General features: G+C 33.7%; 13 protein-coding genes. 10 read left to right on the top strand and 3 right to left on the bottom strand.

The features are described from left to right. Positions 1 to 44: 44 nt before the first annotated feature. Positions 45 to 1,532, bottom strand: a complete 1,488-nt coding sequence (locus CAP47_RS05845; protein WP_100775791.1) for a PLP-dependent aminotransferase family protein — start codon at positions 1,530 to 1,532, stop codon at positions 45 to 47. A gap of 78 nt (positions 1,533 to 1,610) precedes the next feature. Here CAP47_RS05845 and CAP47_RS05840 point away from each other — a divergent pair, with 78 nt between their 5' ends. After that, the gene (locus tag CAP47_RS05840) at positions 1,611 to 3,494 is read left to right on the top strand and encodes a TonB-dependent receptor plug domain-containing protein (protein WP_100775790.1); all 1,884 of its coding nucleotides are present in this window, start codon (positions 1,611 to 1,613) and stop codon (positions 3,492 to 3,494) included. A 132-nt stretch (positions 3,495 to 3,626) separates the two neighbouring features. Here the strand turns inward: CAP47_RS05840 and CAP47_RS05835 are convergent, their stop codons facing one another. After that, positions 3,627 to 5,705 carry a TonB-dependent receptor gene (locus tag CAP47_RS05835; protein WP_100775789.1) on the bottom strand — a complete coding sequence of 693 codons (2,079 nt, stop codon included), beginning with the start codon at positions 5,703 to 5,705 and terminating at the stop codon, positions 3,627 to 3,629. Between the two features lie 87 nt (positions 5,706 to 5,792). After that, entirely contained in the window at positions 5,793 to 7,037 is a 1,245-nt protein-coding gene (locus CAP47_RS05830; protein ID WP_100775788.1) for a PQQ-dependent sugar dehydrogenase, read from the bottom strand. 165 nt (positions 7,038 to 7,202) lie between these two features. On the opposite strand from CAP47_RS05830, the gene CAP47_RS05825 reads away from it, so the two are divergent. The 9 genes from CAP47_RS05825 (at position 7,203) to CAP47_RS05785 (ending at position 25,625) form a co-directional block, all read left to right on the top strand. Next, a complete protein-coding gene (locus CAP47_RS05825) occupies positions 7,203 to 8,423 on the top strand; it encodes a serine hydrolase domain-containing protein (RefSeq protein ID WP_100775787.1) in 1,221 nt (406 codons plus the stop codon). A gap of 87 nt (positions 8,424 to 8,510) precedes the next feature. Continuing rightward, complete coding sequence (locus CAP47_RS05820; protein ID WP_100775786.1) at positions 8,511 to 10,145, top strand: sulfatase-like hydrolase/transferase; 1,635 nt, start codon at positions 8,511 to 8,513, stop codon at positions 10,143 to 10,145. 16 nt (positions 10,146 to 10,161) lie between these two features. After that, complete coding sequence (locus CAP47_RS05815; RefSeq protein ID WP_192869947.1) at positions 10,162 to 10,902, top strand: hypothetical protein; 741 nt, start codon at positions 10,162 to 10,164, stop codon at positions 10,900 to 10,902. 213 nt (positions 10,903 to 11,115) lie between these two features. After that, a complete protein-coding gene (locus CAP47_RS05810) occupies positions 11,116 to 12,705 on the top strand; it encodes a BCCT family transporter (RefSeq protein WP_100775784.1) in 1,590 nt (529 codons plus the stop codon). A gap of 5 nt (positions 12,706 to 12,710) precedes the next feature. Beyond that, complete coding sequence (locus CAP47_RS05805; protein ID WP_100775783.1) at positions 12,711 to 13,583, top strand: universal stress protein; 873 nt, start codon at positions 12,711 to 12,713, stop codon at positions 13,581 to 13,583. A 169-nt stretch (positions 13,584 to 13,752) separates the two neighbouring features. Beyond that, positions 13,753 to 14,817 carry a CNNM domain-containing protein gene (locus CAP47_RS05800; RefSeq protein ID WP_100775782.1) on the top strand — a complete coding sequence of 355 codons (1,065 nt, stop codon included), beginning with the start codon at positions 13,753 to 13,755 and terminating at the stop codon, positions 14,815 to 14,817. A gap of 362 nt (positions 14,818 to 15,179) precedes the next feature. Then, on the top strand, positions 15,180 to 16,910 hold the full coding sequence (locus tag CAP47_RS05795; protein WP_153043495.1) for a hypothetical protein: 1,731 nt from the start codon (positions 15,180 to 15,182) through the stop codon (positions 16,908 to 16,910). Between the two features lie 11 nt (positions 16,911 to 16,921). Then, entirely contained in the window at positions 16,922 to 23,581 is a 6,660-nt protein-coding gene (locus CAP47_RS05790) for a hypothetical protein (protein WP_153043494.1), read from the top strand. Between the two features lie 85 nt (positions 23,582 to 23,666). After that, positions 23,667 to 25,625 carry a fibronectin type III domain-containing protein gene (locus CAP47_RS05785; protein ID WP_100775779.1) on the top strand — a complete coding sequence of 653 codons (1,959 nt, stop codon included), beginning with the start codon at positions 23,667 to 23,669 and terminating at the stop codon, positions 25,623 to 25,625. The last annotated feature ends 62 nt before the right edge of the window (positions 25,626 to 25,687 follow it).

The raw sequence follows: 25,687 nt of genomic DNA, 5'->3' as shown, positions 1-25,687 counted from the left end.
TCATTCAAAATATAATAAAAAAGACTTTTTTTATCTAAACGATTTTAACTTGAAAATTCATCGATAACTTCCCAATACGCTTGGGAAAGTATCTCAACAGAAGTTTCCATTTCTTGTGGATTAAGGTGAGCAAAACCAAGTCGTAAAGCAATTGTTTTTTTGTTTTGATAAAGACAAACACTTGGTATTAATAGTTCTTTTTTTCTTGCCGTTTTTTGAAGTTGCGTTAGTGAGAAAAAGTTTTTAAACCGAATCCAAAACGCCAAACCTGAATCTGGAGTGCTAAATGTAATTTGATCTTTTAAGTGCGTTTGAAGTAAATTGGCAAAGAATTCTTTTCGTTCAGTAATTACTTTTTTAGACTTTCTTTGATAGCGATGAATATCTCCTTGATGAATAAGTTCTCCCAAAGCCTTTTCCATCATTAAATCTGGTTTACCAAAAATATTTAAATATTTAGAGGCTTCTTCTAAAAGGTCCGTTGGAGCAATTAGAAAGTTCATTTGAAAACCTGGGCTTAAAAATCTTCCGAAAGTCCCCACATAAATAACGCGCTTTCCTCCATTCTTGCTGAATAAGGATTCTTTTTTATTTTTTATAAGTGAAAATTCAAAATCGGTATCATTCTCAATCACAATAAAATTGTAGTCTTCAGCTAATTCCAGTAATTGTATTTTTCGATTCTCTGAAAGACTGACTGTTGTGGGATATTGGCATTTTGTGTTGATATATATCAAGCGTATCTCCCCGGGTTTAAAGTTATTTTTAATAAAGTCAATATCCATTCCTTCAGAATCAACAGGCACAGTTTTCATTTGAGCTCCCGCCTGATTAAAAATCATATTGGGTAAAAAATAACTGAATTCTTCTACTAAAACTACATCTCCTAAACTGATGAGCAAACGTGATAATATAGAATGAATTTGTTCCAAACCAGTCACAGGTAATAGAAAATTTCTAGACAGATGAAAGCCTCTGGTCAAATTCAGATAATAACTCAATTGGTCTCTGAAAAATAATTGACCATCATTCGTAATAGGTAATGTTTTAGCGTTTTTTTTTCTGCGAAGTACTGAGCTGTAAAAACGAACCAATTCTTCAGAGTTAATAACACGATAGTCTGCTGTTCCATCCGTAAAATAAAGCTTTTCTAGGTGTTTGTCTAAAGGTGTGTCTAAAATGAATTCTTTCCTAAATTGAAAGGGAGCAATTGTTGGCGGTTGCTGAAAAGCATTGACTTTTTTTGATTCAACTGATGAAATTTCTGGGTTTTTTACAAATGTCCCAATATTAGGTCGCGTTTTTACCCAACCTTGTTCTTGTAACTCCTCTAAAGCAGCTATTATCGTTTTACGATGAACTTGCAGCTCTTCGGCAATCTTTCTGCTTCCAGGGAGTCGGTCATCATTTTCTAATAGCTTGCTTTTGACGGCATTAATAAATTGATAGACAATCTGCATATAAACTGCTTCTTTTTTTCGGCGATCTATTTTTATAAAAGATTCAAAGCTGACTTTAACTGGACTACTCATTATTTTTATTTCGGACTACCAAAGCTAATTTTTTTATCCAAATATTTGCACTTCAGTTTTAAATTTTAGTATTAAAAAATGATGAAGAAAGTATTAACTATTGCAGGTGTTTTAGCATTCTTTTCAGGCTATGCACAACAAAAAGATTCAATTCAAACGCATAATTTACAACGTGATGAATTAGAGGAGGTTGTGATACAAGGCAACCGATTGGATACACCATTTGATAAAATAAATCGTGATATACAAGTGGTGACACAAAAGCAAATTGAGGCGCTCCCTGTCAAGTCGCTTAACGAAGTTTTATCTTATATCAGTGGTGTTGATATCCGACAAAGAGGACCTTTTGGAACGCAAACTGATGTTGCAATTGATGGTGGTACTTCTGAGCAAACAATTGTGCTCATTAATGGTGTGAAAATGATAGATTCACAAACGGCTCATAATATGATGAATATTCCGGTGCCCTTGAGTGCTATTCATCATATTGAAGTTCTAAGAGGTGCTGCAGCCAGAGTTTATGGTGTCAACGCCTTAACAGGAGCGATTAATATTGTGACTAAAAAAGAAAGGCGTTCTTCTGTCACGGCAAATCTCCAAGCTGGCAGCTCTTTCAAAAATAAGGAGGAAGGTGATGGCTCTGGAATTTACGGTGGAGGATCAGCTGAGGTGACTGGCGTTTTTGGATCAGAAAAACAAAGTCAACTTTTATCTATCGCTCATAACAATTATAACGGTCAGCGATATAATTCGGCTTCCAAAAACACACGCCTTTTCTATAATGGTCATTATGATTTTGATGCTAATAACAGCATCCAGGCGATGGCAGGTTATGCCTACAGCCGCTTTGGAGCTAACGGATTTTACGCTGCCCCCGGTGATGTCAATTCAGAAGAAATTGTTGAGTCTTCTGTTTTTAGCCTTTCTTCAAAACATACTTGGGGAAATTTTACAATTTCGCCTCGAATTAGTGACCGATACGGAGAAGATGATTATCGTTATTTTAAGGGTGATCTGAGTAAAGGCAGGTCTGTACATTACACAAACGCCTTGATGATGGAATTAAATACGAGTCTTAAAACAAACATAGGAACTTTCGGTTTTGGTTGGGAATCACGTTTAGAGGAAATCAACAGTTCGAATATCGGTGAACACAAACGCGACAATCATGGAGCCTATGCAGAACTGAAAACAAAAATCGGTGATAAAATTAGAACATCAGCGGGTTTGTATGCTAATTACAATACTGATTATGATTGGCAAGTCTATCCAGGTATTGATTTAGCTTACCTCATTAATGATGCTTGGACGCTTTCAACGAGCATTGGTTCTGGTCAGCGTATCCCGTCTTTTACGGATTTGTACCTCGATCAACGTCCAGGTAATATAGGAAATGAATTATTGCAACCTGAAAATGCTTGGACTTACGAAGGGAATATTCAATATCAAAAAGCTGGCCTTCAAGTGAAAACAGGATATTTTTACCGTAGTATTTCAGATTTTATTGACTGGGTAAGGGATGATGCTTCAGAGCCTTACACCCCAATTAATTTTGGTAAAAACAAAATGCATGGTGTTTATGGAAGAGTACAGCAAGATTTTTATTTCGGACGTCAGCAATCTATTGGTTATGAGTTAAGTTATAATTACCTGAGCCCAAGTTTAGAAACACCAGATGGCAATCAATCTAAATATGTTTTAGAGTCTTTAAAACATCAGTTTATTGCAGGGATTCACTACCGGGTTAATGATTTTTCTTTGCAACTGAAAAATAGATGGCTCAAACGTGAATTGGCCAGCGCTTATAATATTACAGATCTTCGCGTTAATTATCAATTAGATAGCTTTCTTCTCTATACAGAAGTTACCAATATATTTGATGCAGAATATACAGAAGCTGGCGCCGTTCCAATGCCAACACGTTGGTTTGGTTTGGGTGTGAAGTATCAATGGAAACAGTAAAGAAGATTTACTAGTATTGAAGCAGGTGTTTTGAACGATTTGAAGGCTTATTGTTAATAACAACAGTCTTATTTCAAAAAGGGAGACAAAGAGAATTTAAAGCTTTGTGTCCTTTTTTTTTTAGTTTAAAAATTATAAGCTCAACTTCATTCCACCAAAATAATTTCTTTTAGCTGCAGGGTTAAAATAACGCTGACCATAAGCGTTAATGTCATTTCCTAAACTATAGTCTTCATTGAGCAAATTATCTACACCAGTAAAAAACTCAATTTCTGTTGTATTACTGATATTCCATTTCCATATCCCTTTCATTTGTATTAAGTGATAAGCTTTTGAATAAACTGTGTTGGCATCATTTAAAGGGATTTCGGAAGTATAGTTGTGAGAAATATTTAAATTTAAATTTTGAGTAAATTTTATAAATAGCGTATTATTGACAACCCAATCTGGCACTGAAGTTACTTTGTTATCTGAAAAATTATTGTCTTTAACTTTATAAGTTCCAAAACGATAATGATTGTATGTTAAGGCTGATTTTAATTTTAAATTTCTAATAAATCTGTTTTCTGTTTCATTGATGAGGTTTGCCCAAAAGCTAGCTTCAATTCCGTTTTGATTAATCTCACCTGCATTGACGTAATATTCATTTCCATTGTCATTCAACTGACGAACAATGCCGTTATTCATTTTGTAATTGTAGAAACTTAAATCTGCAATAAAGCGTTTGTTTTCAGTTTCATAGCGCAACCCCAATTCGTAATTCACACCTGTTTCAGCTTCTAAATCAGTATTGATTGTATTATCTGAGGATCTCACCTCTGCGATTGTTGGTGGTGAATAGCCTTTAGAGATCGATGCACGAATGGCTAAACCATCATTAATTAAATATGATGTGGCAACACGTGGCATCCAAACACTTCCAAATGAAATTTCTCCTTCAGGATTTTGCACAACAGGAAAGCGCGTGCGATAGTCTATTTTAACTTGATTAAGACCCAAAGAAGCTTCTATTGTCCAGCGTTTAAAAAGATTAGCTTTGGCTCTGTAAAAATAAGATACTCTTGAATTGTCTAAATTATCTTTTGCTTGAGTAGAGCCAAGACTTCCTTGGTTATTATCAAAATTATCGATGCTATTCCAGCCTTTTTGACCTTCAAAACCAATCTGCATTTGGTACTTGAAATTTTGATTAATATCATCTTTAAAAGAAAAATAGCTGCGTAAACCAATATTTTCTTCGGTTCTGAATTCATAATTGGTGATAAACGGATTTTCAAAATCAGTTGTAGAACCAAAGATGCTGATGCTGTGTTTAAGCTTTTTAGAAATTTGTGCATCGTGTGCAATTCCTCCAAAAAATGTTTCATTATAAATTCCTGCATTTTGTTCTTTAGCAGATGGATTTGGATCGCTAGCTGGCCTTGACATTCTCCGGTTTTCTTCTAACTGACTTTCGGTAAGTCCGCCTGGGGTTTGGTATTCTAAATCAGAATATAAAGCAAGGAAACGCAAAGTGTTATTTTTTGAATATTTCCATTTGTGAGCAGTTTGTAGTGTTTTTTTATTTAAAGCTGTATGATCTCTATAGCCATCAGAGCGCGTTAATGACTGATCAATAGAAAAACTGTACTCATCATTAACTTTGCGTTGTACTGAAACTTGTTCTTGAAATAAACCGTAAGAACCACCACCGACTTGTAAGGAAGTTTTGTTTTTATTGACGCTAAAACCATGAGGTTGCAACCTGATAACGCCACCTGAATTAGCACCATAAAGTGAGCCATCTGGTCCTTTTAAAATGTTTACAGATGAAAGTGAGGCAGGATCGATGAGGTTAAGGTAGGTGTTTCCGCCTGCATCGGTTAAGGCAAATTCATCGAGATAGATTTTGATATTACGAACACCAAAAGGTGAACGGATCAGGCTTCCGCGCATGGCTAACCTGTAGCTTCCAGGTGAGCGTTCCTCCATACGTAAACCTGAGACAGTATTGAGTGAAGGAAGTAAACTTGTGTTTTGTTGAGTTTCAATTAAATTGGTTGAAATAGATTCGCCAGCTGATGTTAATTCTAGAATAGGTTGCTTGCTGAAATAAGCGATGATATCAACAGACTTTAATTCTTGAACTTGTGAAAGACTGTCTTTTTCTTGGGCATATAAATTTAATGATGAGCTTAAAACAATAAAAAAGAGAATAAGAATTCTTTGCATTTGAGTTTCTTTTAAAATCTTTAAAAAACGAAACAACTGCTGTTAAGATGTCTGACAGCAGTTGTTTGAGGAAGTATAAGTCCTATATTATTTCTTGCTAATTTTATAAAGTTTTCCACTATCGGTTATTGTAAATAAAGCGCCATTTTTTGATTGCGTAATATCTCTAAAACGTTCATCTTCATCTTCTAAAAGGCGTTCTTCACCAATTACTTTATTGTTTTCAATCACCAATCTTGCGATGTGCTGACTGCTTAAACCGGCGATGAATAAATTGTTTTTCCATTCAGGAATTTGATCACTAACATAAAATGTCATCCCACTTGGTGAAAGCACAGGATCCCAATAGTAAACAGGCTGTTCCATGCCTTCTTTTTGCTGAATCACCGGGTCGCCAATTTTGTCACCACGATACTCAATACCATAAGTAATGACTGGCCAGCCATAATTATTACCAGCTTCAATTAGGTTGAGTTCATCTCCGCCGCGTGGGCCAAACTCATTACTCCAAAGCTCTCCAGTTTCTGGATGAAAAGCCAAACCTTGTGGGTTACGATGTCCGTAGCTATATATTTCAGGACGGGCTTCATCTTTATTGATGAAAGGATTGCCATCAACAGGCTTACCTTCAGTGGTGATATGAATTATTTTACCAAAAGAGGTATTTAAATCTTGCGCTTTAACGCGCGTCACTTTATCAGAACGTTCGCCAATACTCACAAATAAATTTCCTTTTTTATCAAAAATAACGCGACCTCCGTAATGTAATTTTCCATCATAAGTAGGCGATGCGCGATAAATGATTTTGACATTCTCAAGCTTTTTCTCATCTTCAGACAGCTTTCCTTTAGCAACGGCAGTATGATTGCTATCTTCAACTTTTTCAGAAAAAACCCAGTAAATCATGTGATCTTCTTCAAAATTTGGAGATAATGTTAAGCCTAGCAAACCGCCTTGACCTCTATTATCAACTTCGGGTATGCCTTGAATTTCTTCACTCATATTTCCATTATCTGGGTTAATGATTCGCATATAACCTTCGTTTTCAGTAATCAAAAGTCGAGCATCAGGCAATTCTGTGATGCCCCAAGGTTCATCTAAAGATTTTGTGATTATTTTGGTCTCATAAGCTGTTGAAGTTTTGACACCAGAAATTCTGGTTTGCCCTTCAAAAGCTGGCTGAAAATCTGTGTTTGCTTTCTCTGTTTCTACAGGAGGCAAATTTTGTGATTCCTTTTCTTGATCAGTCGTTTTTTGTGCTGATGATTTGCTGTTGTTTCCGCATGATAATAAGGTTAAAGCGATGATTGTTGCTGGTAAAATTGATTTCATAATAAAGCCTATTTTATAACAAACTTATTATATTTTATAAATAATTAAGGCTGAGAGCTTTTTTATTAAGATAAACTTATTAAAAACGTCTCATTAGTTTGACTTCATCAAGGTTCCTTTAAGCTTCATTATATTTGCAATTACATTTACTATAAATTCAAAGTCATGTTTAATTCTAACAAAAACTTAATTCTCATCTTATTTCTAATCATACAAAGCATTGCGATACAAGCGCAAGAATGCAGAAGTTTTGATGAGGATTTTATTAGAAAAGAAAGAGAAAACATCCCAGGCGAAACGATGGGGCAAAAACTTGAAAGTTTACTTTTTTGGTCACAAAAAGAAAAAGAACGCCGCTTTCCGATGATGTATGGCATTTACCCAAGTATAGAGATTTCAGCGAATCAAGATGTTTTGGATTTTCAGAAGTCAAATGAAATTGATCCGCATTGGGGTAACAGCACAACTGTAAAAAAATATATGGTTGATAATCATATTGCAGGTGTGATTGTTTTGAAAGATGATGAAATTCGATTAGAGAAATACGCTAAAGATGTTGATGAGAAAACATTGTGGACATCTTTTTCAATGGCAAAATCTGTGTCGTCAATGCTTTTAGGTGTTGCTCTAAAAGAAGGAGATATTGAAAGCCTTGATGATCATTTGAAAAAATATATTCATGAATTTGAAGGTTACGACTATGGTGAAGTGAGCGTTAGGCAATTATTAACCATGACATCCGGCATTGCTTGGAGTGAAGATTATGAAGATCCTAACTCTGATGTGGCTCAAATGTATCAGAATCCTTGTGTTGGCGATGAGTCGCATATTTTGACTTATATGAAATCTTTAGAATTCGAACATAAGCCAGGCACACATTGGAATTATAGCACAGGTGAAACTGATTTGGTCGGTATTTTAATTCAAAAAGCGACTGGCAAAAGTTTAGCTGAATATCTTTCAGAAAAGATTTGGAAACCTTGGGGAATGGAGCATTGCGCTTATTGGCTCGCAGATGAGTGTAGCAATTTAAATATTGGTGGAAGCGGACTCTCAGCAAGTTTGAGGGATTATGCGCGATTAGGGCATTTGATGCTGAATAAAGGTCAGCGAGATGGGATGCGTCTTCTTTCAGAAGAATGGATGGCAGATGCAACTTCACTTTTACAGCAAACAGATGAGCAGGGTGGAGGCTATGGTTATTTATGGTGGCGATTTAAAAATGGAAGTTATGCAGCAGTTGGTATTTTTGGACAAATGCTTTATGTTAACCCAGATCAAAACCTTGTGATAGCACAAGTGGCAGCTTGGCCAAAAGCGAGTTCAAAAGAGCTTATAAAAGAAAGGTTGAAATTTATTAAAGCAGTTGAGAAGGGAATTGAGTAAGGAGGCTTTTATGAAATGATTAAAGTATTAAACTTTAGAGTATTATTTATTAATCGTTATTGTATATTCACTTTTAAATAGTTCTTTTTGAATAGAAATCAAATCAAATTTTCTTTAGAGTTTCTACTGCTAGGTATCGCTCCTGTCTTTTTATATGCGATGATCTTGTGTTTTTACACGCCAAATTTAATGGATTACTTACGAGAGATGATTGATCTTTCATTGACGTGTTTCTTAATTTACGCAATTGGATTTTTGATACCAATTGATTTTCTTAAGCGTTTATGGCTTTGTTTACTCTTGAGCCTATTTAGTTTAATTGTTTTCTTTAAGCTGAGTTTCTATTATTTATTTGAGTCAAAACTTACACTCTCTGCTTTTTATATTATTTTGGAGACGAATGCATCAGAAACTAAAGATTTTTTTAGCCTTTATTTTAATTGGATAATAGGAACTCTTTTTTTGTTGATATTTATTCCGATTGTTAGACAACTTCATCTTTTAGTTGCTCATCAAACAAGGTTTAATAGCCTAGGTTTATATAATGGTCACAGCAAAATGAATTTTCGTTTTACTATTTTGATTATCGGAGGAATTTTTATTTCCATTTATATTATCAATAAGAAAACAAAAGCTTTAAATATTGCTTACACTTCAATAGATGCTTATAAGTCTTACCATGAGATGCAGGATATTTTTAAAAATGATTTAGGTCAATCTGAAAGCGATCATTTTTTCAATATTAAAAGTGAAGATCATGAACAAACTTATGTTTTGGTGATTGGTGAGTCAACTACTTCACGAAATATGAGTCTTTATGGGTATGAGCGTGAAACGAACCCTCTTCTTGAAGAAATCAAGGATGAACTTTTAGTTTTTAATGATGTTATTTCTCCACATGCGCACACAATTCCATCATTAAATAAAGCCTTAAGCTTTTCTAATTATGAAAATGAAGAAGATTATAATTTGGGTTCACTTATACAAGTAATGAATGCTGCAAATTTTGAAACATATTGGTTATCAAACCAAAAGCCTTTAGGTTTATATGAAAATATGATTACTTTATTAAGTAAGGCTTCTGATCAACAAGTTTTTTTAAGTGAAGACAATCATCAATACGGAGCATATGATGAATATTTGCTTGATCCTTTAAATGAGTTGCTTTCTCAGTCTGTGAATAAAAAATTTATCATTGTTCATTTAATGGGAACACATTCAGTTTACAAACATCGCTATCCTTCTAAATATGATTTTTTTAATGATATCCCTAAAACAAAATTCCCATCAGATAAGGCAACTGAAATGATCAATACTTATGATAACGCTTTACGTTACAATGACTTTGTCGTTAGGGAAATTATCGAATCTGTTAGAAAAGAAAAGACAAATGCTTATGTAATATATCTATCTGATCATGGAGAAGAGGTTTTTCAAGATATAGATTTTGTAGGGCATAGTGAGCATCGAGGTAGTCGGACAATGTTTGAAATTCCTTTTTTAGTTTGGTTATCTGAAGGTTTCAGAAAATCTGATTCTAAAAATCATTTATATGAAAATTATTTAGATAGAAAATACCTTACAGATGATTTAATACACAGCATATTAGATTTAAGCCAAGTTAAGCTTAACTTATTTAAACCTGAACGAAGTATTTTTAATTCAAATTTTAAAACTCGTCAACGTATAATTAAAGGAACTATTGACTATGACAAGCAATAAACTGATTAAATTTATTTTGAAATCTCTTCTTTTTATAGGGGTCTGTCTTGGTGTTGCTTATGCTTATCATTATTATCCATTTAAGTTGGAGCATATAGGTCATACAGAAAAAATTTGGGTATGGCGGGTTAATAATTTAGAGAAACAAGCATATACTCAAAAACTTTATACAGGACTCGAAGTTGATGTAATGTTTGATATCACTACAAAAACATTTGATGTTAGGCATCCTAACAATTCAAGTATTGGTTTATCACTTGATGAGTATATGAGGCATTTGGGAAGTGATAAAGGATTATGGATAGATTTTAAAAACCTTAACAAGAAAAATCGAATTGACGCATTAAAAAGATTAATTGAAATCACTGATAAACACAAGATTTCTAAAAATAATCTCAGAATTGAATCTTTAAAGCCTAAGAATTTAATGCCATTTCAAGAAGTTGGATTTAAGACATCTTATTATTTGCCGACTAATTTACATAAGTTATCTAAAGATGAACTTTTAATTGAAATAAATGAAATTAGAAAGACAATGGAAATTTATGAAACAACAACAATCTCAACTGATATTGTTAACTATGAAATTACAGCAAAATATTTTCCCGAAAAAAAGAAAATGATTTGGACATTATTTACAACATTTCATAATAATTTCATTTCAAACTATTTTAAGACAAAGTCTGTTGTTCAAGATACAACAGTTGAAGTATTTTTAATTCCTATCGCTAGAAAGTTTAATTTAAATAAGAGATAATAAAATCCCTCCTGATAGCTTTATCTATAATTAATAACCTATTTAGCACCAGAATTCTTTTGTTGACTTAGTTTTGTCTCTTATATCTTTTTTATAATCAGACTTTTTTATAATTTAAAGGCTTATTGTTTTTGTAAGTTGGTTAATATTCTAAACCTTCAAAAAACGATAAGCTTTATTTTTATCATACTTTTATCACTCAAAACACAATACATGTCTAAAGTTATTAGAAGTAAATATTTCGTTGCCAATAAAGCTGTGTTTTTTATTTCCATAGTTTTAATTTTTATCTTGATCTTTTTTGGTGTTGCCTTTCCAGAAGCAATGGATAAGAAGTTAACAGTTTTTCGACTTTGGTCATCAAGTAACTTTGGCTGGTTATTTGTTTTAGCGGTTAATATCATCTTGGTTTTTTGTATTTATTTGGCATTTTCTAAATATGGGAAAATTAGGCTAGGCGGTGCTGATGCAAAACCAGCTTATAGCAAAACCTCATGGTTTGCCATGTTGTTTAGCGCTGGCATGGGTATTGGGTTGATGTTTTATAGTATAGGCGAACCCGTTACACATTTCGGCACACCACCACTAGATGTGGCCAACGATCTTGAAAAGGCAAAACAAGCCATGAATTTTACGAGTCTTCATTATGGTTTGCATGTGTGGGCAATTTATGCATTAGTTGGTTTGGCTTTAGCTTTTTTCGCTTATAACAAGAATCTGCCGATGACATTTAGATCGGCATTTTATCCATTTATGGGTGATAAAATTAATGGCGCTTGGGGTGATGCGATTGACATCATTTCAGCATTAGCCACTGTGTTTGGTTTAGCCACAACATTGGGCTTAGGTGTCATGCAAGTTTCTACCGGTTTAGAGTTTCTATATGGTTGGGAAGTTACGCCCGAAATGCAGATTATCATTATTCTAGCTGTTATTTCTGTTGCCACTGTCTCCGTATTTCTAGGTGTAGATAAAGGCGTTAAAAGGTTAAGCTCAGCCAATATGTATATGGCTTTACTTTTAGTGACTTTCGTTTTTTTGTTAGGACCTACATTATCAATTATGAAGGGTTTTGTTGAAAATACAGGTTCATATTTAGCAAATTTACCTGCGATTGCCACCTGGAATGAAATGTATAAAGACACGAATTGGCAAAATGATTGGACGATTTTTTATTGGGGTTGGTGGATTGCATGGTCTCCTTTTGTAGGAACTTTTATCGCTCAAATCTCAAGGGGTCGAACTGTGAGTGAGTTTCTTTCAGGTGTGATTATTGTGCCGACAGTGATTGTGATTTTCTGGATGAATGCTTTCGGAGGAAGCGCGCTTGACATGATTGTTGGCGGTGATGCTTCAATGTTAGAAGCTGTACAGGAAGATATGACTTCTTCCTTATTTATTTTCCTTGAAAATTTTCCTTTAGTAGAAGTCACTTCTTTATTGGCAATTATTTTGGTGTTTTCTTTCTTTATTACGTCATCAGATTCTGGTTCGTTGGTTATCAATACTATTACAGCTGGTACTGAAGGGGAAAATACACCAGTATGGCAACGTGTTTTTTGGTCTTTTATGCAAGGCGCAGTGGCTATCGTTCTTTTATTAAGTGGAGGTCTTGGTGCTTTGCAAACGGGTGTTATTGCCATAGGTTTACCTTTTTCAATTGTACTACTTTTACTTTGTTATAGCCTGTTAAAAGGTTTAAAAGAAGAGTACGAAAAAAACCAAAAAGCGCTGAATGCTAAGCAGGAGGAAAGCTATAGAGAAAGAATTAATAAAATTGTTGAAGAAGAACAGCAAAACTGATAATTATGGAAATTACAAAAGCACCTTTAAAAGTTTTAGTGGGTTTAGATCTATCAAAAATGGATCAGCATCTTTTAGATTATATCAACACACTAGAGCAGATTTTAGACTTTGATAAAATTACTTTTTTACACAATATCAAAGTGACAGAATTACCATCAGGAATGTTGTCGGCTGATAAATTAGATGAAATCAGAAGAAAGGTTAAAACAAAAATAACAAGAGACATTAAATCTTCCGGATTAAATTATGCATTTGACGTGGCGGTTACTTCAGATCGATTTTCTGAAACAAGCTTTTCAAATATCTCTGAAAAACAACGATATGATTTGCTGATACTTGGAAATAAACAAAATTTACGTGGAAATGGAGCGCTGACAAACAAACTCGTCAGATTATTTCCTTCACCAGTGATGCTTGTTCCTGAAACCTTTAAAACGCCTATTAAATCAGTTGTTGAAGCGATTACTTTTTCAAAATACACCAAAGGAATTGTTGATTGGTCAAACAAATTTGAAACAAATCGGTTAGGTGAGACTATTGTCAAGTTACCAGTTCATGTTTCAAAAATATTTTATTATCCATTAATGCCTCAAAAAGAAATAGATCAAATCACCCAAGAGGATCGATTGGCTAAAGAGAAAAAGTGGGCAAAAGAATTTCCTGAATTGAAGCCGTTAAAAGTGATCTCATCTCATGAAGAAGGTATTGCAACTTCATTAAACAATTATGCTGAAGCTGAAAATGCTGAAGTCATGATTCTTGGTATTAAGAGTGATTCGATGATAAAAGATCTTTTCATCGGGAGTGTTGCAAATGAAATATTGATACGTCCGACAAATGTTGCTTTATTATTTATTAAGCCTTCAAAAGCTTAAAAATTAAACTTAATTTATTGTTATAGCATTGTTGAGTTTTGAAACTAAATTAGATATTTACTCACCAAAATTACATGAAATTTCAATTTAGTTGATAATAGTTTCATGAAGTTAGGTTTTTGAAGTCAATTATGTAATTTCAAAAAAATATTTTATACAAAACTCAATTATGGGATTACTCCTTTTATACCTCTTTATTGCAATATTTATCTCATTTCTATGTTCAATAATGGAGGCAGTTTTACTTTCAGTTCCACTTTCATATTTAAAGACAAAATCTGAATCTGGTGATAAAAGTGCTGATAAAATGATTGAATTGAAAGATAACATCGACAAACCTTTATCTGCTATTTTATCATTAAATACAGTGGCTCACACTGTTGGTGCCGCTGGTGTTGGTGCGCAAGCAACGGTTGTTTTTGGTGAGGCTTATTTTGGTCTGGTATCTGCAATTCTAACATTTCTAATATTAGTACTTACTGAAATTATACCAAAAACCTTAGGTGCAAACTTTAGTAGAGAATTAGTTGGCTTCACAGCTAAAGTGATTAAGATTTCAATATTTCTGACATATCCTTTAGTTCTTCTTTCTTCTGTCATAACTAAAATGTTGTCAAGAGATAAACCTCAATTTTCAACAAGTAGAGAAGAGGTTTCGGCATTGGCCAGCATTGGCGCTCAAGAAGGTGTTTTTGCAGATAAAGAAAATAAAATTATTCAAAACCTTATCAAGTTAAAAAGCTTAACAATAAACTCAGTGATGACGCCAAGAACAGTTGCGGTGACTGCGGATGAAAATATGACCTTAAAAGAATTTTTAGAGAATAAAGATTTTTTACACTTCTCAAGAATACCAATATACAAAGATACTCGAGAGAATATTACTGGTTATGTTTTTAGAGAGTTGGTGTTTGAAAAATTGGCTGAAGATCAATTTAATTTGAGATTAAGAGATATCAAGAGAGAAATTGTTGTTTTTTCAAGAAAAATGACTTTATTCGATGCTTGGGAGGTTCAGTTACAAAAGAAAGAGCATATCTCTCTTATCATCGATGAATATGGAGGCATGGACGGAATTGCAACTCTTGAAGATATTATCGAGACGCTCTTAGGTTTTGAAATCCTTGATGAAAAAGATAAAATTGAGGATATGCAAAAGTACGCCATGAAGAGGTGGAAAGAAAAACAAAAAAAATATCAACTCCTAGATGGTGATAAGCCTAAGGAATTATAAATAAAAGTGATTTAAAAACTCAAAAAGCATCTGAATTTCAGATGCTTTTTAAGTTTAAGAACTTTAGTGAACTAAAAACTTTTTAGTCAGCTTCTTCCTCAACTAACTCTTGCTTTTCTTCACTTACAAACTGTTTTAAACATTCTTACCTCTCTTAAATATTTAGGTTTTAAGATTGAATATTCATTATTGCCAACTATCATTAAAATCTTACTGATTACAAAGTCAACCACGCAGATGATAATATGAGCTCCAATAATTAGATTACTATTGTATAATTTAGATGATAATTAACATACTGAAAATATGTTAATATGTTGATTTTCAGTGCTTAATAATGATTAATCTAAAGAATAAACTTCATGCCTAAAAGTAACAAGAAGGTCCTCGTGTTTTTGATTTTACAAGTTTTACCTCTAGTTATGATGTACGGACAAGATATCGGTAATTTAAAGGATGAGAAGCCTTTCACGATTAGTGGAGGTGTTGGAGGAGGCTTAACATTTTTTTCATCAAATGAACCAAACTCTTCTCGAGATCCTTTTACATGGAATTTACATGGCAGTTTTATTCCTTCAATTTATGGGCTTTCTCTTCCTTTTTCATTTAATGTATCTCAATACAGTGAAAGTTACGAGGATCCGTTTACACAATTTGGGATTAGTCCTTCCTATAAATGGGCAAAACTACATTTAGGTTACCGAAGTATTCAATTTTCCCCCTTTGTTTTTGATGGACAAAATTTTTTAGGAGCAGGTGTAGAGATTAATCCAGGATTATTTTATTTAGCTTCTTTTTACGGAAGAACCAACAAAGCCATTAGCATTGATACAACTCAAGTAAATAATGCCGAACCGAAATATGCTAGAAATGCTTATGGTATTAAAGTCGGAATAAAAGACTCTAGTAAAGAACTGACTTTAATGTACATGAGAGTCAAAGATAAAGTGAGTTCTATCAAAAAAGAAACTTCACAAGATAGTCTCTATCAAATAAATCCAGAAGGGAATACAGTTTTAGGTCTGACATGGAAATTTCCGATTTCTAAAAGTCTGACTTGGCAAGGTGATATTGCTGCAAGCTTGTTAACCCGAGACATATCATTAGGTGTTTTAGATGAGGTTGAGGAGGTTAAAATTCCTAAAATCATTCAAAAAATATCTCCTTTCAATTATACGTCAGTTTTTAGTTGGTCTGGACAAACTCAGCTTTCATTATCCTTAAAAAAATTTAACGCGATGATTGGTTACAAAAGAATTCAACCTGACTTTAAATCTTTAGGAATCCCCTATATGATTGATGACATTGAAATGATTAATGTGAATATGGGAGCACGATTGATAAAAGGTAAATGGAGTATGAATGCCGCATTTACCACTCAAAATAACAATTTAGATGGCATGAGAAACTCAAAATTAGTTACTAATACAGGTAATTTTTCTACCAATATTTTTGTGAGTAATAACTTTAATATTAATGCAAATCTAACAGGTGTTGAGGTTCAACAAAAAGATGGATTGACAAAACTAACTGATTCAACGCGTGTTGATCAACTCATGTTGACATACACTTTAGTTCCTTCTCTCAACTTTACCGGAGAAGCACATCAGCACTCGATAAGTACTAGCTTGACTTACACGGATTTAAATGATAAAAATCCAGCAACTCAAGAACAAACTAAAGGAAATAATTTTAATGCTTCAGCAAACTATTCGCTTTACTTCATTCAAAAGTATTTTGGAGTTAATTCAAATGTCATTTATAGTAATTACAAAACAAGCTCTAATGAGTATAGTTCAGTTGGATTAAATCTAGGAGCAAATGTTCAGCTTTTGAAAAAACATAATTTGATGCTTCAAGCGAATGCTGGTTATTTTGTTAACGAAGCCACAGATTCACCAACGGGAAACAATACCACTTTTAACTTTAGTGCAAATTTTTCTCCCAATCGTCATCATCGGTTTGGCATATCAACAAGTTACACGATGACGCCTCCAGTAAACCTCAATCCATTGAACGAAATTGATAAAGTTCCCTATGCTGTCAATAGCAAATTATTTTCTGGCAGTATTAATTATACATATAAATTTTAAAAACAAAGATTATGAAAGCCCTGACCCAATCTATAAATTATCATCAAACTAAGATTTTTATATTATGTTTTTTTCTTTTCATAACTTTATTTTCAACCTCTAAGGTTCAAGCACAATACGACATCAATGTAACAACAATTGTTCGTCAACCAGTATCTCCATATTTAATGAATTTGTCTAACAGAGACGGTAATCTTAATATGGCAGGAATTACGAATGATTTGGTTGACAATTTATCAGTGATATTAAGAAATACGGGGAGCCAGCAAAGAGCTGTGAAATTATATATGAAAATTGAACGGATTTCTCCTTCTCCAATGAGTATTTCGGTTAAAGATTCCTATCAACCTCAAAATCCAATTATCCTTCAGCCAAATCAGACTTTGCAATTGTCGCCTGATGTTATCGAGGAAGCTTTTGGGCGTTTTTCAAGGAATAATTTACGCTTTGATAATATTAGTTTATCAGAATTGAGATCAAGTGGAGTTAATTATAAGTTACCTGAAGGTCAGTATAGATTTTGCGTTACCGCTTATGATTATAATCAACCAGGTCAATCAATGCCACTTTCGGCTCCAGGTACAGGATGTGCAAATTTCAGGATTTGTTATTCAGCCTCAGCACCGCAATTTTTGATGCCAGTATCTTCAATGCAATCTTTTGATAATGATTTTGAAGAAATCGTTCCTACATCAAGTCAGATTCAGTTTTCATGGACGCCACCAACAACAACTTGTGGCCTACCGATGGGAGCTCTTAATTATAATCTTGAAATTAGAGAGATGTATCCTGGGCAAACCATCACTGATGGCATAAACAATCCGCCTGTATTTGAAAAACAAAATATACCTACAACAACTTTTATGCTGGATACGTTGAGGTTTCCAAATGTTTTAAGAAAAAATCAAAAATATATTGTTCGTGTAAAAGCTGATATGATGCAGCAAATGAACAGCCCTTTAATGATTGATAATGATGGCTACAGTGAGCTAATAGGTATTATTTATAAACCTGAAGAAAGGCAAACTGAAATAAGCGAAGATGCCATTTCTGAAGTTGAACGAGAGGATAATAGATTAGGTGATAAAAGAGTAACAGGAACTTTATCTTGGGCCTTTAGAAAATCTGAAGAAAATTATGAACCTCCAGTAGCATCGATATCAAATTACGTACCTATTAATGCTGGTCTTGAGATTTCAACAGAAACTCTTTCCGTAACTCCAGTCGGACAATATGTAGGCATAAACACTTTTAATCAAAACAATTATTCTGCTTTAACAACTGTAGATCCTACACTAGACATTTCAAGTGGTTATGATTTGAACATAGCTGGATCTGGAAACTTTGAAGAAATAGGATCAAGTATTATAGGTTCAAATTTTTCAGAATGGGAAGCAACAGTAAGTTCAAGTGGAGCAAATACTATTAATTATGAAGTAAAAATTGAAAGTACTGAAGAAGGAAGACAAAAACACCCTTTGGAAGGCGCAACAATACAACTTAAAATGGCAAAAAGTGCTGTAGAATCTGATGTTACTTTAAGTAGTGCACCTGCTTCTCAAAATCAGCCTGTAACTGCTATAGGGGGACGAACAAATAATTCTTGGGGAACATTTATTTCCGAAAATGAGTCGGTAGGCATATCTTCACCAAATCAATTAAATGTAGCTGAGGCAACCAATACATCTGAAATAGTTGGCGCTTTAATGAATACAGAGAGCATCACTCAAACTGGCGATGAATGGCAAGTGATAGCATCAGCCGTGACAACTGCTGATGGAAGTTTTACATTGGATTATGTCAATGAAGAATTTCTTGAAAGTATGCAAGGTGAAGAATTAATGATTAGTGTTGATCATCCTGGTTTTTATAAGTTTAGTCAAAAAATTACTTCAAGTGAAATAAATCAATCATCACAAGAAATTGATCTAGGTGAGTTGACTATGGTTGCTAATACTTTCAGGTTTTCTCCATCCGTCAAAGATGTATTGAAAGAATCAACAGGTTTTCCTATAGAAGAACTAAAAATTGATATTTATAGAGAGGCTTCATTATATAGTTCAAATAATTTCTTAGAAAAAGAAGGAAATTTAAGTGGAGCATCACAAGAAACAAAAACTTTTAATGGTAATCAATATCACAAAGTCTCATCAGGTGTTATTTCTGAAAATGGAGATGATTGGAAAACTCTAAAGTTTGATCAATTATTTGCTTTTGATAAGTTTTTTATAGAAATCACAAGTGAAGGTACAGGACTAAAACCTTTAACAACAAATTTAAGGGTTAAAACTCCAAATAAATTAGATATTAAGTTAGCTGATGTCTATGCTGAATATGAACAAACTTTTAAAAGACCTTCTATTGAAGGTAGAGTCGTCGTTGGTTTAGACGGAAACGAAGTCTCAGTTCCAGATGCAGTTATCAAAGTGTCTTACCAGAAGTCTGATGTTGATGGGCTAACTTATGAAGAAGAACAAGCGATTCTCGATGCTCTATTAAATAATAATCAAGAGTCAATTGGCAATCTACCTCAAAACCCAGGTGGTGGTTACACAATACAAGATCCTTATGAATCCACGACTCAGCATAGCTCAAATGGGACAACCTCTCCGTCTATTGTGACAGCAACAACAAGTAGTGTTGGAATTGTAACCTATGAGGCTGAAGCTTTAGAGATTTTGGGCACAGATGAAGTCTGGGTAGAAGAATATGAAGACCCACTTAGCGATATGTATGAAAATCTTATGATGGGATCAAAAATTGTGACTACAGATGAATCTGGTTTTTTCTATGCAGATAATTTACCCAATCTTAAAGACGGAGCTCAATATACAGTAACTTTAGAGTCAGTGCCTAACGCTTATAAGGACATGCCAGTTGATCCGCAAGAGAAATCAATGGATGTATTGGTGAACCCTGGTTCAACACCATTTAAAAAATTTAAGCTTACACCTGAAATCACACCAATTATTGGGAAAGTTCTTAATGAACATGGAGATGTTTTGCCTTATGCTAAATTACATTTCGAAAATAGTGATTCATATTTTGAAACAAATGAGTCTGGTATCTTTCAGACAACTCACTTCCCTGGATCACATACTTTAATTGTTGAAAAAAATGGTTATGTAAAAAAAGAAGGAACACTTGTTATAGAGTCTGGTGAAGCTACTGTCTCACCGCCTCTCGTTACAGAAGAAACAACTTCTAATGAAGTAAGCGTAGATGATTCTTCAGACCAAAACTCTTTTAATAGTTATGCCAGCGCATTAATGTCAACTCCATCAGGAGCTAATTTAGAGATTGTGGGTGTTCAGCCGCCATTAGTTGAGTATGGTTCCAATTTTGATGTTTTGGATCCATCTTCTAATGATGAAACACCTACCCAGACAATTTCAGATATTATAGATATCGGAGATATTGGTTTTTTAGAAAGAAAAAGAGCTAAGATTCAATTTATTGTCAAAGACGAAGAGACAGATGAACCTATTGAGAATGTGAAAATCGCAGTTTTTTATACCATTAACCATACAAATGCAGAAGGGAAATGGTTTTATGAAGGTTTTGGAGGAAATACAATTGTGACAATGTCGCCTCCAGAAAATAGCCAATATGTTGCAAAGCAGTTTGAAGTTGACTTCCCTGAAAATAATGAAACTGTAGAAGAAGTTTTTTACCTCAAAAAAGGCGTGAGAGTTTTTGGGCAAGCGACGATTGCTAACTCAAGTCAAACTATTGATAGTTTAAGAATTAGAGTGGTAGATAAAGAATATATAGAAACTTACACAAATGATAATGGAGATTATGAATTTTATGTCCCTCAAGATGAGTTGACCTTAAAAGCATCTAAAGTTGGGTTTGTTTCAGCAGAGGAAACACAAGAATTTATAGATGATGATGTAGAAATTAATTTTGAGCTTCAAGATGGAGGAGGTAAAAATATCAGTCAACTACTTGGCTTTGATATCGAGTTATCTGAAGTTGAAGAGAATGGTGATGGTTCACAAACTTGGACAGGTGAATTTGTCAATTTAGATTTCTTTTTGCCTATTATTAAATTGGACAATGAATCAAATTTAGATTTTACAGATATTCAAGTGACTTTTGATGATGATGGTAATGCAATTCCAGAGTCAGGTGAAGTGGCTATTAACAAGTCAAGTTTAGAGGCAAATTTGTTTGAGTACATTCCTTTAAAATTTGAAAATAAAGACGAAGCTCAAATCATCGTTAAAAAAGACGAGAATGGGAGTTGGGGAAGCATCAGTGGTCATATTTCTTTGGATCCTTTCAGGATAATTTCTCATGAAACATCACGGGAAATGTTAGAAAACTTTGCACCAACAATTTTACCAGATATTGCCTCTGATGCAATGGATGAAAGTACACCAGGATCAATTGAATTTTTCATGGGTAAAGGAGCAGACAGACTTCCAAGTATAGGCACCGAAAATGAAAATGTTTTTAAACAATGGTTAACAGATCAAGGAGTGCCTGTTGCTGAAATTGAAGATACAGCTAATGATATTCAAAATTATAAAAATGAATTAAAAAACTTAAAATTTTATTTTTCAGATGCTTATGATGGCGATGTAGAGATTAATGTTTATGATTTTGAGCTAATTCTCGACACTGAAAATTCATGGGTGAGTCAACAAGGAATTAATCTCTCAGGCGAAATCAATACGCCTGAAATAGGCCCGCTTGAACCACTAGAATTGCCTGTTGAAGAATTATCATTTGATACTGCTTTTGAATTAAGTAATTTACAGATTGAAATTGATGATGTGCCAGCTTTAGAATTTGGAGAGAATTTAAGAGCTCATATTAATCAATTGCAAATATCAGAAAATGGAATTACTACAGGCGGAATAGTGACTTTGAGTTTGCCATCTTCAGAGCCTTCTTATTTAAAATTAACCGATCTTAAAATAAATACAAACGGTATCTCTGGCGGTCAATTCTCATTTTCTCTTGATGGTCTGGAACAAGAAATTAAGCAAAAAGCAAAAACTGCAGCTAATGATACTAGAGAAAGAATTAAGGAAGAAATTCCAGCTTTTGGAGTAGCGATTATAAAGGATAATGGATCAAACTTAAGCTTTGGTCAAATGTCTAATACAGGTGCTTATTATCTATCGGGCAGTGTTGATATGGAGTTCACAAAATACATCAAACAGAAAGTTAAGATCAACAATTTTATGGTATCAACAGATGGAGACTTTACAATTGATGTTCCTACAGATTACACCGCTGATTTTGGATTTGCATCTTATAATTTAAATGCAATTGAAGTGAGGTATATCCAAAGCTTACCTGCTTTAAGTTTAGATGGAGGATTCGATGTTAACTTCAATATTGTTTCTTTCGAAGCAAGTGATATTGTTTTTAAAGCCACCCAAAGTGGAGATGTAAATGTAGATATTGATCGTATCAATGCATCACTTGATGTTCCAGGGATTAATGCAGATGTCACTCTTGATGTTGGTGCCAATGATAATGGAGATGAAGGTTTTAGTGGAGATGGAAGTTTTGAAATCCCAGGAACAGACTTTGGGACAGAGATTGCATTCCACTACTACAAAGGACCAAGTAGTTTAGATGTTGGAGCGAGTTTTAATGCAGATGCAACCATACCTTTAGGAGGTGTTGTCAGCTTGACAAGTATAGGCGGTGGATTTAGATATGAAAAAGAAAACAATCAGTATAAAGTGAAAATCAATATCAAATCAGGTGTTGCCATTACAGGTACTGGAGATCTCATCAAGATTGATCCTTTAAATGTAGAGGTGGAAACGGGTAGTTCAAGCCATCCTGTGATAAAAGGTCATGGAAACATAAAGGTCGCTAATTCAATTAACCTCGTAGAAACCGACATGACTTTAGATTTAAATCAACAGTTTTTTGCAATTTCTATAAACGCTGAGTTTGAACCTATGAATGGCGTTAAAGGAGAAGGAACTGGCTTAGGGAGAGTGAGTTGGAAAGATGATTTTTATGTATTTATGGGTGCTAGAGCTGATTTTGAAGTTGTTAACTTGTTGGAGACCAACGGTGTTTTTGCTTTTGGTTATAATATTAAACCTTCAGTAAGAAACAGCAGTGATATATCACCCTATTTTGATAATGAGAATATAGATGAAGAAACATTGGGAAGAACTGATAATTTTAATGGAGTTTTTGTAGGAGCTAAAACCGGTTTTGATACTGGAAGATTAGGCGGTGATATTTGGATTGCTTCAGCTCACGCTAGTTTTAGCTCAACAACATCAGCTTTCTTCTTCTTAAACTTTCCAACAACCAATGCAAGAGATGCTAATTTTAAAGTGAGTCTCAGCGGTGATATTAACGGATCAGCAGGCGTTAGCGTATTAGGCTTTAACGTTCTTAGTGTTAGTGCAGGTGCTTGCTACAGAGTGACAGGTGGTTATAACAATACTATTGGTTGGAATATTGATGGTAAAGCCGCTGTGAAATTAGAAGTAGATATTTTAAATCATCCAAACGAATGTAATAGTGCTAAATATAAATATATAGTTGTTCCTGTTGGAGCCAGAGTTTGTGGCTATGCAAGTGTTCATATTAACTATGAACAAAAAGGATCTAATAAAGGGCTTGATCTAGGAGGAAGTTTAGGTAAAAATGATGGACTAAGTGAAATGAACTGTAATTAATAAGAAAATGAAAAGATATAATATTAATAAAACGAATTTGAACTTACTGATGTTTATGATATTGAGCTTATGTATATCTATAAACATGAATGCTCAAGAGCAGCCAAACTTGATTCCGGGACCAAAAGGTGTTGTAATTTCTGGGGAAAGCTTAGGTTACTTTACAATAAAAGGAGATGAAGTTGTATTACCTTCTCCAGATGAAAAGGTCAATATCTATAAATCTGATCAGGGAAAAGGTAAGTACAAAAAAATAGGAGAGTTTAAATTTCCTGAATCTTCTAAAGAGCTTGAAGAAGAATTAAGTCAGAAAAACCGTAAAGGACTTTTGCAGTATTTCAAAGTCAATGATATTAATACTGTTTATAATCTCATCAGAAAGCATGGCATAGATACTTTAGGTTTAGGGTATATGTTGCCTGAAGTACGTAAAGCTTTAGGCGTTTTGTTTGTTGATCCTTCATGGAAAAAAGGAGATAAAGTTGATTATAAGTTTGAAAAATTAAAAGCTGATGGTCAAGAAGAACTTGTCAAAATAATTTCAATAAACGGAGATTACCAAAAGTATAGCCATCAGTTTAAAATTAAAAATCACTGGACAACAGATACTATAGCTGGGGTTACATTTGCAGCTTCAAATTCAAGTGAAAAGTCAGTGCCAGTTTATGGAGAGTTAATGTCTTATGATTCTTCAAAAAATAAATTTATAAAATCAGATACAACATTTGTTGTCAGGCATGATAAAGATAGTATTTCTGCTTTTTTTAATAAGAAAGTCAAACCTATGGAGCAAATTATCCTTTACATGAGAACTCTAGACTTAGCAGGTAATTATGGGCCATCTTCGGACACTTTATATACAATGAATGTTAATAAGAGTAAGATTGCTGGCATGAAAAACTTAAAAGTGACAGATACAATCGATGGTCTGTTAATGCAGTGGGAGCAACTACCAAAAACTAAAGTTTACAGCGGAATCCAAATATTAAAGTCTAGACAACTCGGGAGTGATTATGTTCCGCTAGACACTCTAGCCACTTCAGCAACGTCTTATATGGATAAGAAAGTTATTCTAGGCTCAAATTATTATTATAAAATCAGACCTATTTTGATTCCTCTTCCTGATATCAAGCCTCTAGTTTTTACAGAAATTATGGGATATAAATCTTTTCCTGAAAATGAAACCCCTGAGACACCTCAAGGATTAAAAGCGACTTCTGATAAAAAAGGAGTCAAGCTAAGCTGGAAACCAAATCCAGAATTAAACTTACATGGTTATTATATTTTAAGAGGAACCACTAAAAGAAATTTAAGATTAGTTTCAGGTCCTATAAAAAAATACACTTACACAGATACAACAATGAGTAAGGGTTATACGGGTCAATATACCTACGCTATTCAAGTAATGGATGCTGCTCAAAATTTTAGTGATACCTCTTCTGTAGCTTCAATTTTTGTAAAAAGTCCTAGAAAAATTATTTCTCCAGGCGGAATTAATGCTCGTCGATCAAATGATCAGGTTAATATCGAATGGGAAAACACGCGAATTAAAGATAATTCAATTATAGGTTATGTGCTTTACCGTAAAGAAAAAGGAAATGAAAAATATCAGGTTTTAAATAAAGAGCCTATAAAATTACCTTCATTTACAGATTCTGAAACCGATCCGTTAAAGAGTTATAAATATGTTGTGAGCTCAATAGATAGCTGGGGAAATCAAAGTGCAGTTTCAACAACTGTTGAAATTTCACCTGATATTAAGGGACAGTTAAAGCCACCACTTCGTTTTTCTTTAAAAAATTTAAATGATGGAATCAAAATATCATGGGTAGAACCAAGAAATATTAATGATAAAACATATATTATTTATCGTAAAATGGCAAATGAAAATTCATACAAGAAAATTGGAGAAGTTAATCCTGCTGATACTGAATTTATTGATAAACGTACAAGTAAAGGTGAATTATATCAATATGTAATTTCAACAGCAAGAAAAGATTTAGAAGGGAAAAAAGGAAAAAGTGAGATAATTAAACGACGATAAGTCAGAGTTAATGACCACTATCCTAAACCAAAAAGCATCTGAATTTCAGATGCTTTTTGAGT

The sequence above is a fragment of the Psychroflexus sp. S27 genome, from assembly GCF_002810405.1.
Taxonomy (GTDB): domain Bacteria; phylum Bacteroidota; class Bacteroidia; order Flavobacteriales; family Flavobacteriaceae; genus Psychroflexus; species Psychroflexus halocasei_A.
The sequence above is the reverse complement of the archived record's forward strand: the minus strand, read 5'-3'. Positions and strand labels throughout refer to the sequence as shown.

What these genes read in the sequence shown, in the direction of transcription:
- CAP47_RS05805 (WP_100775783.1), top strand. Translation starts at nt 12,711, where the DNA reads ATGGAAATTACAAAAGCACCTTTAAAAGTTTTAGTGGGTTTAGATCTA.
- CAP47_RS05840 (WP_100775790.1), top strand. Translation starts at nt 1,611, where the DNA reads ATGATGAAGAAAGTATTAACTATTGCAGGTGTTTTAGCATTCTTTTCA.
- CAP47_RS05845 (WP_100775791.1), bottom strand. Translation starts at nt 1,532, where the DNA reads ATGAGTAGTCCAGTTAAAGTCAGCTTTGAATCTTTTATAAAAATAGAT.
- CAP47_RS05825 (WP_100775787.1), top strand. Translation starts at nt 7,203, where the DNA reads ATGTTTAATTCTAACAAAAACTTAATTCTCATCTTATTTCTAATCATA.
- CAP47_RS05810 (WP_100775784.1), top strand. Translation starts at nt 11,116, where the DNA reads ATGTCTAAAGTTATTAGAAGTAAATATTTCGTTGCCAATAAAGCTGTG.
- CAP47_RS05795 (WP_153043495.1), top strand. Translation starts at nt 15,180, where the DNA reads ATGCCTAAAAGTAACAAGAAGGTCCTCGTGTTTTTGATTTTACAAGTT.
- CAP47_RS05790 (WP_153043494.1), top strand. Translation starts at nt 16,922, where the DNA reads ATGAAAGCCCTGACCCAATCTATAAATTATCATCAAACTAAGATTTTT.
- CAP47_RS05785 (WP_100775779.1), top strand. Translation starts at nt 23,667, where the DNA reads ATGAATGCTCAAGAGCAGCCAAACTTGATTCCGGGACCAAAAGGTGTT.
- CAP47_RS05800 (WP_100775782.1), top strand. Translation starts at nt 13,753, where the DNA reads ATGGGATTACTCCTTTTATACCTCTTTATTGCAATATTTATCTCATTT.
- CAP47_RS05835 (WP_100775789.1), bottom strand. Translation starts at nt 5,705, where the DNA reads ATGCAAAGAATTCTTATTCTCTTTTTTATTGTTTTAAGCTCATCATTA.
- CAP47_RS05830 (WP_100775788.1), bottom strand. Translation starts at nt 7,037, where the DNA reads ATGAAATCAATTTTACCAGCAACAATCATCGCTTTAACCTTATTATCA.